Source organism: Kitasatospora sp. NPDC058046 (assembly GCF_042885595.1).
Taxonomy (GTDB): Bacteria; Actinomycetota; Actinomycetes; order Streptomycetales; family Streptomycetaceae; genus Kitasatospora.
On sequence record NZ_JBHVRS010000011.1, the window covers coordinates 16,624 to 29,780 of the forward strand.

Genomic DNA, 13,157 nt, shown 5'->3' on the forward strand with positions numbered 1-13,157 from the left:
CCCGGCGGCCGTCCGGGGACGACCGGCCGGGTGCCGGATCAGTGCTTGCCCGCGTCCTTGACCTTCTCCACGGCCTGTTTCAGGTCGCTCTTCGCCTGCTGGGCCTTGCCCTTGAGCTCGGTCGAACGGTCGCCGGTGGCCTTCCCGGCCGCTTCCTTGGCCTTGCCGCCGGCCTTCTCCGCCATGTTGCGCAGCTTCTCCTCGGTACCCACGGCGGGTGCCTCCTCTCGTCGACGGGGCGAAGGTCCGCCCCGGGCGGCGTCTGCCCGGGGCGCGGGCTTCCATGCGCAAGGCCCGCGAGTCGGTCCGTCGGGACAGGTCCGGCGAGTTGGTCCGGCCGGTCCTACCGGGTGCGGGCCTCGGCGGCGGTCTTCAGGTCGTGCAGCCAGCCTTCGAGGCCCTGGCGGAGGATGTCGGTGGCGGCGGGGACGTTCGCGTCGACCTGGGGGCCGGTGTGGGTCTCCTCGGTGCGCACCAGGACGCCGCCGGGGACCTCGGTGAAGTTCCACACGTGGACGCCGTCGATCCGCAGCCCGGTCGCGACCGCAGGGCCGGTCCAGCGGATGCAGGCGCCGGGCCGCAGCTGCCGGACGGTGGAGGTGATCTCCAGGACGGGGTCGGCCGAGGCGGGGTTCGGGGGCAGCGGGGTGGTCCAGTGGAACGCCGACCCCGGGCGCAGCGGGCCGCCGTCGTGGCGCTCGGCGCTCCGCACCGGCGCCTGCCAGTCGGGCCAGCGCGCCACGTCGGTCTGGAGCCGCCAGACCGTCCGCAGCGGTGCGTGGATCACGGCCTCGGTCCGGTAGCGGACGCGGGCGTCGGGATCGACGCCCGCCCCGCCGCAGGTGAGCGAGGAGCCGGGGCGGTGGGCGGTGGCGGCCCCGGCCGGCGGGGCGGCGGCGCCGAGCAGCCCGAGGGCGAGCGGGAGGGTCAGCAGGGTGGTGCGGATGCCGGTGCCGCGGGTGGAGCTGCGCGTGGCGGACATGGAAATCCCCATTCACTGGTCGGCCGTCGGGACGGCTCGGACGCCTTGCGAGCTAGATGCTCACGCCTTCGTTAGAAGTTGTAACTCCGCGAGGGCCGGGGCGTCAACAGGTTCCGTGATACCTTCTAACGGAAGCGTGAACATGTAGTCGGGCGATACGGGGAGCGGGCGAGGGCCATGGCGAGGACGGGCGCGGACACCCCGCGCGAGCGCTACCGGGCCCAGGTGCGCGAAGAGGTCAAGGCGCACGCCTGGGAGCAGATCGCCACGGCCGGCGCCTCGGCGCTCTCCGTCAACGCGATCGCCAAGCGGATGGGCATGAGCGGCCCCGCGCTCTACCGCTACTTCGCCGGCCGCGACGAGCTGATCACCGAGCTCGTCCGGGACGCGTACCGCAGCCTCGCCGACACCCTCGGCGCGGCCGCCGCCGAGGGCGCCGACCTGGCCGGGCTCGCCCACGCCCTGCGCGACTGGGCCCTGGCCGACCCCCAGCGGTACTTCCTGATCTACGGCACCCCCGTGCCCGGCTACCGCGCGCCCGAGGACACCACCGCCATCGCCGACGAGGTCATGCGGACCCTGGTCGACGCCTGCGCGGCGCTCGCCCCGGCCGGAGCGGACGCCCCGGAGGCGCCGTTCACCACCCACCTGCTGGGCCACCGGGACTGGGCGGGCGAGCAGCCGGCCCCGCCCGAGGTGCTCCACCGCTTCCTGGCCTTCTGGACCCGTCTGCACGGCGTGCTGTCCCTGGAGCTCGCCGGACACTTCACCGGCATGGGCTTCCGTCCCGGGCTGCTCTTCGAGGCCGAGCTGGCGAGCCTGCTGACGCCGCGGTTCTGACCCGGCCGCCTCCCGGTCGCCGCCTGTCCGCCGTCGTCGAGCAGCCACGCCCCGTCGGTGCCACCGGGGCCCCGGCGCCCGGCCGGCCCCAGCCCCCGAGGTCGGCACGCGCGGGGCGCTGGGGCGTGTACGGCCGGTCGTGCTCCGGTTCGTACGGGTGTGCCGGGTGTGGCGCGTTCGCCGCAGCGTCACTCCGGGTAGTTGAAGGGCTGCACGGTGTTGGCGGAGGGGGTGGGGTCAGGGAGTCGCGATGACGGAACACGAGCAGCTCGGTGCGCCCGCCGGCCCGGAAGGACACCCCACCCGGCCCGAACGGGTGCCGCCCCAGGCCCCCGCGTCCGGGAAGCGTGGGGCGGGCGCCCGGCCCGGACCGGACGGTGACGGCACCGCGGTCCCCTGGCCCGACCTGATGCTGCCGCTGCTGCGCACCCCCACGGCCGACCGCCGGCCCGCGCCGGAGGGGGCCGGCGCGGACCCGCCGACGGGCGTCGAGCCGGCCCGGGTGCTGGACCTCGCGCTGCTGGTCGGCGAGCTGCTGCTGGCCAGCGGCGAGGCGGCGGAGGACGTCGAGGCCGCGATGCTCGCCGTCGCCCACGCCTACCGGGTCCAGCCCTGCGACCCGCAGGTGACCTTCACCCGGGTGGCGATCTCCTACCAGCCCGGCCCGTCGGAGCCCTCGCTGACCGCCGAGTGCTCGGTGCGCCGCCCGGCCGTCGACTACGCGCGGCTGGCCCTGGTGTTCCGGCTGGTCACCGAGATCGCCGTGGGCGGGATGGCCGTCCCCGAGGCGCACGGCCGCCTGGTGGCGGCCCGCCGGCGCCGCCGCCGGTACTCCGGCCGGCTGTTCGTGCTCTCCTGCGGCGGGATGGCCGGGGCCGCCACGCTGCTGATCGGCGGCCGGGCCGACGCCCGGGCCTGGCTGGTGTTCGCCAGCGCCGTCGTCGCCGCGCTGGTGGGCGAGCGCTTCTCGGCCCTGGTGGCGCGCCACGACCTGCCGGCGTTCTACCAGTTCGTGGTGGCGGCGGTGCCCGCCGCCGTGATCGGCATCCTGCTGTCGTTCAACGGTCTGCACCTGCGCGGATCGGTGGTGATCACCGGCGGGCTGTTCGCGGTGCTGCCGGGGTGGCCCATGGTGGCGGCGGCCCAGGACGGCCTGGCGGGCTTCTACCTCACCGCCGCCGCCCGGCTGCTCGAAGCGCTCTACCTGATGACCGGCGTGGTGGTCGGGGTGATGACGGTGCTCTACGTCGGCGTCAACAACGGTGCCGACCTCGCCGCCCAGGACGTCCCGCCCGGGGCGGTCAACCCCCCGCTGCAGCTCGCCGCCGCGGTGCTGCTCACCCTGGCGTTCGCGGTGCTGCTGAACACCGAGCCGGCCACGCTGCCGGCGGTCCTGCTGAACAGCGCGGCCGGCTGGACCACGTACGGGGTGCTGGTGAACGCGGGCGGCGAGCCGATCCTGGCCACCGGTCTCGCCGCCGGGCTGGTGGGCCTGTCCGGCCAGCTCATGGCGCGCTGCCGGGGCAGCTCGGCGCTTCCGCACATCACCGCCGCCCTGGGGCCGCTGCTGCCCGGCTCGGTGCTGTACTTCGGGATGCTGGCCTTCGTCCGGGGCGAACCCGAGATCGGGCTGAGCGGCATCGGGCGGGCCGCCGCGATGGCGATGGCCCTCGCCATCGGCGTCAACCTGGGCCGCGAGCTGGCCCGGCTCTTCCTGCCCGCGCCCCGGGTGGCCGCACCGCCCCGCCGGCAGGGCGGCCGCCACCGGCGCTGACGGGGGAGCGCCGGGGCGGTTTGCCCGGGCCGTGGCGCGGTAGACGCGGGGGGTGTGGAGACGGGCAGGGCAGGACGGGCCCCGATCCCCGGGGACGACCGCTGCGGCCGGTTCGGGCCGACCGGGCCGCCCCCGCCGACAGCCACCCACCAACCCGGGAGACCCTCGTGATACTCCTCGGCGTCATCCTGCTCATCATCGGCTTCGTCACCGGAATCTCGATCCTGTGGACCATCGGCATCGTGCTGGCCGTCGTCGGTCTGGTCCTGTGGCTCGCCGGAACGCTCGGGCACGCCGTCGGCGGCCGTCGCCACTACTACTGACCGGGCCTGCGCCCGGTTCACCGTTGTGCGCCACCCGTTCGACGCCCCGGGCCCGCCGGGCTCGGGGACGGTCGTTCAGGGACGGTCCTCGTGCAGCCCGCAGAGCCAGGCCAGTGCCCGGTGGACGCCGAGGACGTAGGTGTGGTCCGCCCCCTGGGTGCGGACGAGGTGGAGGCGGACGGCGGCGGCCTGGCACTCGGCCAGCAGCTGGGCGAGGCACGGGCCGATGGAGCCGGCCGTGGCGGCGGCGGTGACCGGGGCCGCGACCTGGGCGCCGGCGGCCCACCGGTAGGCGCCGAGCACGCCGTGCTCGAAGCCGGTCCAGGGCCGGGGCCGCCGGTTGACCTTGTCGATCGCGGCGAACACCTCGTCCAGCGGACGCACTCCCACGGCCGGGACCGTCTCGTCACTGGTCATGTGCGCAACCTACGTCCGCCCGCCATCGCCCGCCCCCGGGGAAGGCGGCCCGGTACGGCAGCACTGTCCCGAGCCACCCGGGCGGCCGAGGAGCCCCGCACACCGCGACCCCGGGGCGTGGCCGGGCGGCGGGAGCGGGACGGGTAGGCTGACCAGGTCGTGTCCGGCCGGAGAGGTGGCCGGGCCGGAGGAACGGGGCGGGCCGGCGGCCCGCCGGTGGAGACCCCTGATGACTCGTCGTTTTGACTGTTCGGACCCGTCGGAGCGCGCGGCCGGGCTGCGCGAGGCCGTGGCCGCGGTGCGCCGCGGTGAACTCGTCGTCCTGCCCACGGACACCGTGTACGGCGTGGGCGCGGACGCCTTCGCACCGCGGGCCGTCGACCGCCTGCTGCGCGCCAAGGGCCGGGGACGGAACATGCCCTCGCCGGTGCTGGTCGGCTCCCCGGAGGCGCTGGACGGGCTGGTCGAGGTGACGGAGCGCGCGCGGGACCTGGTCAAGGAGTTCTGGCCGGGCGGGCTGACCGTGGTCGCCCGCCACCTGGACTCGGTCGAGCTGGACCTCGGCGAGACCAACGGGACGGTCGCGGTGCGGATGCCCGCGCACCCGGTCGCCATCGAACTGCTCAACGCCACCGGGCCGTTGGCCGTCTCCAGCGCGAACCTGACCGGGCACGACTCGCCGCAGGACTGCGACGCCGCCCAGGGCATGCTCGGCGACTCGGTGGCCGTCTACCTCGACGGAGGCCCGACCGCGGCCGCCGTGCCCTCCTCGATCGTGGACATCACCGGCGAGGTGCCGGTCCTGCTGCGGGCGGGCGCGATCGGCGCCGAGCGCCTGCGCGAGGTGGTCCCCGACCTGCGGGAGCGCTGAGCCCGGACCCCCCGGAACGCTGACCGACGTCCCGCACCCCGATCCGCGGAAGGTCATCCGACCCAATGCGGCTGGCCGATCTGGCGGTTTGGCGGTCTGACCAGCTATTTTTCTGCCTGAGCATGCGTCAGGGCCGATCCCCTGGTTACGTCGGTCCGGTGGCGTTGCGGCTGGTCAGGCCAGGATCGGAAGGTGGGGCGGGTTGCAGAGCTTGGTGCTCTGCGGGAGCGGGGACCGGATGATCGGCTCCGGCGGGTGGCCGAAGGCTGCGCCGGAGGCGGAGCGCGTGGGAGGGCGGTCGTCGGGCGGACGGTTCATGGGAGACAGACCGGCCCATAGGGCACGCCTAGGTATTTGTTTTTCTCTTCGCTTGTGAGGTCGCGGCCGACGGCCTTACAGATCGCGCTGATCGCGTCCTTCGCTGCGACGTCGGGGTCCTCACCGCTGCGGAGGGCGGCGCCGGCCCCCGCTGTGGGGTTGGTGCGGTCGGCGGCTTTCGCAAGGGCGGCGCCGGCCCTCACCGTGGGGTCGAACCGGTAGGCGGCGATCGCGAGGAGGGCAGCGAGATCGGGTTGGGTGGCCATCAGCAAATCGGAGTCGTTAACAAGACTGTCGGACATAACCAGTTGGGCGGACTCCGCAGCCCCCACGTCAGCCCTCTTCGTCGCCCGCCGCTCCGCGACATACGCCGAGACAAGCATCACGAGAGCGAGAGCGAGGACGAGGGCGGTGCCCAGGGCCGTCTTGAGGCGCCGACTGAGTCGGGCGGCGGCTCGTTGGCGGCGGCGTCCGGCGGTGAGGAAGTCGTCGAGGTCGGCGGACAGCGGGCGGTGGCTCGCCAGGTCGGTGCCTTCGGCGAGGAGGGTTCCGGTGGGCAGGTCCTGGGGGTTGCGGTGTTCCTTCCAGCGCTCGTACTGGTCGCGGGCGCGGCGAAACCAGTCGAGGAAGCGGGCGTCCTCCCGGAGCCATTCGCGCAGGGTGTGCCAGTCGCGGATGAGCGCGTCGTGGACCAGTTCGGCCACTGCGGTCCCTTCCGCGTCCGGCGCGCCGACCGGCCGTGCGTCGTCGTGGAGCCGGTCGGTGGTGACGATGCGGTGCCGGGAGAGGACGGCCAGGACCTCGTCCACGGCCCGCCGCGCGTCGGGGGTCTTGTCCTCGGCGGCCATGGCGCGCAGGTCGCTGATCGGGAGCTGCTGGCGTGCGGCCGGGATGTTCAGGGAGGAGTCGGCGGGGCGGACCAGGGCGGTGAGGATTCTGCGGGCGATGGCCTGCTGGTCCTCGTCGAGTTCGCGCAGGGCGGTTTCGCACCAGTCGGTGAGGGCGCCGGTGACGTTGCCGATGCGGTGGTAGGCGTCGTGGGTGAGGCGGCCGTCGTGCTCCAGGCGGCGTTCCCACAACCGGGTGAGGGCGACTTCGAGCAGGGGGAGCACGGTGACGGGTGCACCGCCAGTGGTGGCGGTGCCGCGGTTCAGCCTCAGGACATCAGTGATGATCTGTTCGGCGAGGCCCGGCTCGAAGGCCGTGTCCAGGTCGCGGGCGGGGCCGGTGACGATCGCATCCAGGTCCGCCGCGCTCAAGGTGGCCGGGACGTTGAGGAGACCGCTGGCCCGCTGGGCAGTGTCCAGCAGGTCCGGGGCGAGTGCGGACAGCCGGGAGTAGAAGTCGTCGCGCATCACGAGGACCACGCTCAGGGCCGCGTCGGAACGGATCGCGGCGGTGATCCGGCCCAGGGCCTCCAAGGCCGCAGGCTCTCCGGACGGTGCGAGGAGCTCCTCGAACTGGTCGATGACCAGCACGATCCGGGGCGGGCCCGGGACCGAAGCGGCTGCCCTGTCGGCGAAGTCCGGCTCGCCGGTGCCGTCCGCCCCGGCATCCTCGCTCCCGGGCAGGCCCGCGCGGGTGAGGGCATCCGACAGGTCCGGGCCCGGCCGCGTGAGCACCTGGCACCAGCGGTCACTGCCCGGCAGCCGCCCCTCGGCCAGCGCGGGCAGCACCCCAGCCTGAACCAGGGAGGACTTCCCCGACCCGGACGGGCCGAGCAGCAGCACCACCCGCCGTCCGCCGGCCAGGCCTTCCATGACCCGGTCCACCGCGTCCTCGCGGCCCCGGAACCATTGGGCGTGTTCGGCGGTGAACGGCTCCAGCGCCCGGTACGGTGACACGTCCTGCTCGCTGAGCGCGGGCCATGCCTCGCGCAGGACGGAGGTGGGGGTGACGTAGGCAATTTCCTGGCCCCGGTGGTGGCCGTCGGGGGGTGCGATCGAGGTGAGCATCCCCACCACCAGACCGGTCGTCTCGTCCAGGACCGGCCCGCCGCTGAACCCCTGGGTGAGGTCGTTGGCGTCGGTCAGCTGCAGCAGCTCACCGACCTTGTCGGCGGGGGGCAGGATTCCGCCCGCGGTGGCGAAGCCGAAGTGCCCGCCCGGCGGCGCCTGCACCGGGAACCCGAAGGAGCGCACCCGGTGCCCCCGGGCGCCCGCCGCCGACCCCAGCGGCAGCGGCGCCGCCCCTATCGGGTGGTCCAGGCGCACCAGGGCGACGTCCTGCTCGTTCGGATCGCGCCACGTGTCCAGCACCCGGCCGGTCACCTCCGGGGCGTCGTGCGCGCGCGGGAAGGCCAGCGTCACCGTCGAACCGGGGCCGTAACGGCCGTCCTGCAGGACGTGCGCGCACGTGATCAGCAGGTCGTCGGCAACCAGGAAACCTGCGCCCACCACCAGATCGTCCTCGCCGCGGACCTGCGCGACGGCCGCCGCCAGGCCGTCCGCCGCACCGGCCGCCGTCCCCCGTCCTACCGCCATCCCCTCAGGCCTCCGGCTCGTCTTCGCCCTCGGGAGCGTCGGCCCTGCGAGCCGCAGCCCCGTCGCCCTGGTCCTTGCGCCACGTCACACGCACTGTCAGATGGCATTTGGCCGCGGTCTTCGTGATCACCACCCCGGCCGCAGCGGAGAGGTCGACCCCGAACTCCACCTCCACCTCCGCCGGCCCCGCCTCCCGCAACCGCGCCAGCACCGTACGCGCCAGGCCGGTCACCGGCTCCAGCGCCGCCCCAAGACTCTCCGGAAGCTCCCGCACCGCGTCGCCAACCCGGCCTGCCTTCACCGGCCCCGCCACGGTCTCCTCTGCCTCAACGAGGACCGAACCCCCGCCGTCCAACGGCACCCGCACCAACTGGTGTCCCACGACAACCCTCCCCAAGCGCCGCCCCACGACGGCCAGGCCCACACCGTAGTACGCGCACCGACACATGGTGAAACCTCGAACTCCCCGACAAGTAGCCATGATTGGAGCAACCTGACCTGCCGCCCGAACGGCAGCACGACCACCAGGTCATGGGGCCACCCGTGAACACCGACCTGGGAAACGATCTCCATGTCACGGGGAAGGGAGCCGCTGAACCCTGCACGAAACCCAACGTCACAGGATTCTGTCGGTTGACCAGGGAGCGCCGCGCCCGGTCGACGGGCCGTACCGCGTGGCTGACCGCTCTCACTCAATCGAGTCGTTTACTCAGCGAACCCAGTCGCTTCGCCTTCTGTCTCAGTGAACCTAGGCGTGTAGGTGATCGCGCTGGGGGTGCTGAGTGGCTGTTCCGGTTGGGGTGGATCTTCCGCGACCGTGTGTCGAGTTGTCGTACGTGGACCCCGTACGCGAGCGGCAACGGCGTCCACTATTGGACTGTGTGACGACCCGATTCGAGGACGTGGAACCGGTGCGGCCCTTTCGGTGGTCTCGCGGTGAGCGTCACTTCGCAGGCTGGTACTGGGCCGCGACAACCGGGCAGCACGTCGGCTTCGAGTCCTGGCTGGAGCGGGATCAACTCCTGCTCCTGGACTTCGACCCGAAGGTGACGGGCATTGCCTCGCAGCCGTTCTGGCTGCACTGGCACGACGGCGAACGAGAACGTCGGCACGCCCCGGACTACTTCGCCCGCCATACGGATGGCTCGGCAGTGGTCATCGACGTCCGCGCGCATGAGCGGATCGAGCCGAAGGACCCGGAAGCGTTCGAGGTGACGAGGCTGGCCTGCGCTCAGGCTGGGTGGGGGTTCGAGCGGGTCGGGACGCCGGAGGCGGTGCTGCTGGCGAACGTACGGTGGCTGTCGCGCTACCGGCACCCGCGGTGCCTGCGCCGCCCGGTTGCCGACCGGCTGCGGGAGGTCTTCGCGGAGCCGGGCCCGTTGTTTCGGGGAGTCGACACCGCGGGTGACCGGCTCGCGACGCTGCCCACTCTCTTTCATCTGCTCTGGCTCCAGGAACTGGCCGTCAAGGGGCTGGCGGTCGAGCTGATGGGACCGCGCACGGTCGTGAGCCTGGCCGCCGGGGGTGTCCAGTGAGCGGGAGGGGGCGGAAGGTCCCGCCCACGGCCCGGATCGCGGAGTTTCCCGAGACGGCGGCCGAACAGGCCCGTTGGTGGGAGGGGCACATTCTCGAAGTGCTGCACGGCCTGCCGTTGGACGCTTCCGAAGGAGCGGTGCCGCGGTCGGAGTTCGATCCGCGACGGAACTCGCTGGCCGAGCGTGAGCGAGCCAAGGCGGCCGAGCTGACGGCGGTCGGGCACCCGGTGACAGCCAGCGGGATCAAGCAGCGGCGCCAGCGCTATCAGCGTGACGGACTGGTCGGGCTGGCCGACGGCCGGTCCGCCAAGCAGATGCCTCCTTTCGGCATGGTCGATGCGGTGGTGGTGGAGGCGATGCGACAGGCGATCGGCGAGACGGCCGAGGACTCGTCGAAGACGATCGGGTTCATCGTCTGGCGGGCCAAGGAGATCCTGGCCGGCCAGGAGGAGGCCGCCGATGTCGAGGTTCCTTCCCGGGCTACCCTCTACCGGCTCTACGGCAAGCTGGCGACCGGCACTCATGCGACGGGCTCGGCCCGCACGCGCCGGTCGGTCAACGCACGGCCACCCGGCCCGTTCGGGGAAGTGCCGGCCAGCGCGCCGGGGGAGCTCATGCAGATCGACTCGACACCGCTGGACGTGCTGGTGCGGCTGGACGACGGCATCGCGGAGAAGGTCGAGCTGACCGCGATGGTCGACATCGCGACCAGGTCGATCACCGCAGCGGTGCTGCGGCCGACGACGAAAGCGGCCGACGCCTCCGCGCTGCTGGCCCGCAGCGTCACCCCGGAGGCTATGCGACCAGGCTGGTCGGAAGCCCTGCTGATGTCCCGTTCGGTGCTGCCGCACCGGCGGCTGCTGAGCTTGGACGAGCGCCTGGAGCACGCCGCGGCACGGCCGGTGATCGTTCCGGAGACGCTCGTCTGCGACCACGGCAAGGTGTTCATCTCGAACAACTTCCGGGCGTCCTGCCGCTATTTGGGGATCAACCTGCAGCCGGCCCACAAGGCAACCCCGACGGACAAGGGCACGATCGAGAAGACCCTGGGCTCGGTGGCCACGCTGTTCGCTCAGTTCGTCGCGGGCTACACCGGTTCGACCGCGGACCGGCGGGGCCGGAAGCTGGAGGACGGGCCGCTGTGGTCGTTATCCGAGTTGCAGAGCCTTCTTGACGAGTGGACTGTCGCGGTCTGGCAAACCAGGCCGCATGACGGGCTGCGTGACCCGCAGGCACCGAAGCGGGCGTTCTCGCCGAACGAGAAGTACGCCACGCTGGTGGAGTCCTGCGGCTACGTCCCGGTCCCGCTGAACGGCGAGGACTACATCGAGCTGCTGCCCGAGCGCTGGCAGGCGATCAACGCCTACGGCATCCGAATCAAGCACCGCACCTACGACGACGTCGAGTTGGGTCCACTGCGTCGCCAGCACTCCGGGGTGGCGGAGAAGAAGGGTCTGTGGGAGATCCACTACGACCCCTACGACATCTCTCGGATCTGGGTACGCGACCGCCAGAGCGACCGGTGGATCACCGTGTTCTGGAAGCATCTTCGCCGCGTCGGCGTCCCGTTCGGAGAGCTGGCCTGGGACCACGCCTGCGATCAGGTCCCAGGCGGCACCGAGGAGCAGATCGCGGACGCCGCCGCTGCCCTGCTGCGGCGGGCCCACCGGGGCCCCGCACTGGAGAAGGGCCCTGCGGCCAAGCGTTCTCGCCGCGTCGCCGCCCAGACCCGGGCCACCACCCCCGACCGACCGATCCCGGACCCACCCGCCGCCGAACCCACGCCGGGCGAAGAGCCGGACACCGAGCTGGCCAAGGTCATCCCGCTGGGTCTGTTCGACCCGCTCGCCAACCCCTGGAGACGTCCGTGACCGTCCCTGAACCGGCAGGCCGCCGAACCGCCCTGCACGAGGCCGATGCTGCGGCCAACCGCCAACTCACCACCCTGGACGGATGGCGGACGTTCGCCGCCGGCCCGCCCGGACCCCCGGTCCTGCTGTCCTCCGACGAACTGCGTCGGCTGTCCCCAGCAGAGCGGGCCCTCTACGACGAGGACCGGCTCGACCATCACGCCCGGATGCTCGTGGTCGCCACCTCGTTCGTCGAGAAGACGGTGGTCTGCGGCCGCCGTCTGGTCCTGCTCAACCGGCACGCGATCAGCGCCCGCCGCGGCCTGATGGTCTCCGGCCTGCCGGGCACGGGCAAGACCAGCGCCATCACCCAACTCGGGCTCGCCCACGAACTCCTCGACCGGGCCCGACACCCGAACGTCGCCGACCGCATCCCGGTGCTCTACATCACCGTCCCGCCTGCCGCGACCGCCCGCATGGTCGCTGCCGAGTTCGCGCGCTTCCTGGGCCTGCCGGTCCGCCCCCGGTCGAACATGACGGACATCATCGAGGCCGTGGTCGGTGTCTGCACGGACTCCCGCACCGGTTTGGTACTGGTGGACGAGATTCACAACGTCTCGCAGGTCACGCGGGCCGGCGGTGAGGTCTCTGACACCCTGAAGTACTTCTCCGAGCGCATCCCCGCGACGTTCGTCTATGCGGGTATCGGCCTGGAGACCAGCGAACTCCTTACCGGCACCCGGGGCGCCCAGATCGCGGGCCGCTTTACCCTCGTCCCCACCCGCCCGTTCCCCTACGGCAACGAGTGGAAGGGCCTGGTCGCGACCATGGAACAGACCCTGCTCCTGCACGACCACCCGCAGGGCAGCCTGGTGAAGCTGGACCGCTACCTCCACAACCGGGCCGACGGCATGATCGGAGCGTTGTCCCACGCCATTCGGGGCGCCGCGATCGACGCGATCCTGGGCGGGACCGAACGCGTGACCAAAGAAGCACTCGACGATATCCCCCTGGACCATGCCGCAGAATCGACATTGCCACCGCTGAAGAAGATGGTCAGACGGTGATCGATATGCCTTCGGGCCGCCCAACTCCGTTGCCCATCCGCGTCCGCCCGAGGTTCGGGGAGACTATCGACGCCTACATCGAACGCCTGGCCCAAGCCAACTACCTCAAGCCGGGGCACCTGAGGGCATTCCTGCGTCCCCCACCCCGCCACACCGGCCGTGTCGACATCGAGCGGCTGGCCGCCGTTGCTCATCGCAAGACTGCAACGCTGCGGCGGATCCTGGGCCCCGGCCGGTGCATCGGCTGCGATGGGCATCTCATCGACACACGGATAGCCGCTCAAGTGGCCAGCAACTCGGCTCGCTGGTGTTCCCATCGCTGTCGGCAAGAAACACTCTTTCGGAACCGTCCTGATCTGGCCCCGCAGCTCTGGAAGCCCATCACCTCCCGCTGCCAGCACTGCGCGGCGGACCTTGGCGAAGGCAAGCAACTCCGCTGGTGCTCACAAGCCTGCCAGGAAGCCGCCTTGAAGGCGTTCCGTCGGACGGACTGCGCATACTGCGGCTCGCCTCTTCCTGCTCTCTCCTCCAGGGGTCGCCCTCCCAAGTGGTGCTCGCTCTACTGCCGACGAACCGAGTACGAACAGCGCCGGATCGCTCAGCGACACAAGGATCAGCAACCCCAAGACGACTCGTGAAGAGGCAGTGTTCCAACCTTTGCGCTATGTGGGTCGGAACAAGCGCACTGCCTATGCCT

At 72.2% G+C, this 13,157-nt stretch carries 12 protein-coding genes; 7 read left to right on the plus strand and 5 right to left on the minus strand.

Features of this window, described 5'->3' with window-relative positions:
* Positions 1-38 precede the first annotated feature (38 nt).
* Both ACFVU7_RS22490 and ACFVU7_RS22495 read right to left on the minus strand, forming a co-directional pair.
* Positions 39-212 carry a CsbD family protein gene (locus ACFVU7_RS22490; RefSeq protein WP_388046683.1) on the minus strand — a complete coding sequence of 58 codons (174 nt, stop codon included), beginning with the start codon at positions 210-212 and terminating at the stop codon, positions 39-41.
* A 131-nt stretch (positions 213-343) separates the two neighbouring features.
* Positions 344-982: an SRPBCC family protein gene (locus tag ACFVU7_RS22495; protein ID WP_388046685.1), complete on the minus strand. Its 639-nt coding sequence runs from the start codon at positions 980-982 to the stop codon at positions 344-346.
* 177 nt (positions 983-1,159) lie between these two features.
* Between ACFVU7_RS22495 and ACFVU7_RS22500 the strand changes: the two genes are divergently transcribed.
* The 3 genes from ACFVU7_RS22500 to ACFVU7_RS22510 all read left to right on the plus strand — a co-directional run bounded on the left by ACFVU7_RS22500 (position 1,160) and on the right by ACFVU7_RS22510 (position 3,919).
* A complete protein-coding gene (locus ACFVU7_RS22500; RefSeq protein ID WP_074003517.1) occupies positions 1,160-1,822 on the plus strand; it encodes a TetR/AcrR family transcriptional regulator in 663 nt (220 codons plus the stop codon).
* Positions 1,823-2,072: 250 nt separating this feature from the next.
* Positions 2,073-3,596: a threonine/serine exporter ThrE family protein gene (locus ACFVU7_RS22505; RefSeq protein WP_074003516.1), complete on the plus strand. Its 1,524-nt coding sequence runs from the start codon at positions 2,073-2,075 to the stop codon at positions 3,594-3,596.
* Between the two features lie 167 nt (positions 3,597-3,763).
* Entirely contained in the window at positions 3,764-3,919 is a 156-nt protein-coding gene (locus ACFVU7_RS22510; RefSeq protein ID WP_143204583.1) for a DUF6131 family protein, read from the plus strand.
* A gap of 75 nt (positions 3,920-3,994) precedes the next feature.
* On the opposite strand, the gene ACFVU7_RS22515 is transcribed toward ACFVU7_RS22510, so the two are convergent.
* On the minus strand, positions 3,995-4,336 hold the full coding sequence (locus ACFVU7_RS22515; RefSeq protein WP_049660132.1) for a hypothetical protein: 342 nt from the start codon (positions 4,334-4,336) through the stop codon (positions 3,995-3,997).
* A 229-nt stretch (positions 4,337-4,565) separates the two neighbouring features.
* Here ACFVU7_RS22515 and ACFVU7_RS22520 point away from each other — a divergent pair, with 229 nt between their 5' ends.
* Complete coding sequence (locus tag ACFVU7_RS22520) at positions 4,566-5,207, plus strand: L-threonylcarbamoyladenylate synthase (protein ID WP_049660133.1); 642 nt, start codon at positions 4,566-4,568, stop codon at positions 5,205-5,207.
* A 314-nt stretch (positions 5,208-5,521) separates the two neighbouring features.
* On the opposite strand, the gene ACFVU7_RS22525 is transcribed toward ACFVU7_RS22520, so the two are convergent.
* Together ACFVU7_RS22525 and ACFVU7_RS22530 are read right to left on the minus strand one after the other, a co-directional pair.
* A complete protein-coding gene (locus ACFVU7_RS22525; RefSeq protein WP_388046687.1) occupies positions 5,522-8,008 on the minus strand; it encodes a trypsin-like peptidase domain-containing protein in 2,487 nt (828 codons plus the stop codon).
* 4 nt (positions 8,009-8,012) lie between these two features.
* A complete protein-coding gene (locus tag ACFVU7_RS22530) occupies positions 8,013-8,390 on the minus strand; it encodes a CU044_2847 family protein (protein WP_388046689.1) in 378 nt (125 codons plus the stop codon).
* Positions 8,391-8,790: 400 nt separating this feature from the next.
* Here ACFVU7_RS22530 and ACFVU7_RS22535 point away from each other — a divergent pair, with 400 nt between their 5' ends.
* The 3 genes from ACFVU7_RS22535 to ACFVU7_RS22545 all read left to right on the plus strand — a co-directional run bounded on the left by ACFVU7_RS22535 (position 8,791) and on the right by ACFVU7_RS22545 (position 12,460).
* Positions 8,791-9,543: a TnsA-like heteromeric transposase endonuclease subunit gene (locus ACFVU7_RS22535; protein WP_388046690.1), complete on the plus strand. Its 753-nt coding sequence runs from the start codon at positions 8,791-8,793 to the stop codon at positions 9,541-9,543.
* A gap of 356 nt (positions 9,544-9,899) precedes the next feature.
* Positions 9,900-11,414 (plus strand): Mu transposase C-terminal domain-containing protein, encoded by a 1,515-nt coding sequence (locus ACFVU7_RS22540; protein WP_388046943.1) that lies wholly within the window; start codon positions 9,900-9,902, stop codon positions 11,412-11,414.
* Positions 11,411-12,460: an ATP-binding protein gene (locus ACFVU7_RS22545; RefSeq protein WP_388046691.1), complete on the plus strand. Its 1,050-nt coding sequence runs from the start codon at positions 11,411-11,413 to the stop codon at positions 12,458-12,460. Before ACFVU7_RS22540 ends, ACFVU7_RS22545 begins: the two co-directional genes overlap by 4 nt.
* Positions 12,461-13,157 lie beyond the last annotated feature (697 nt).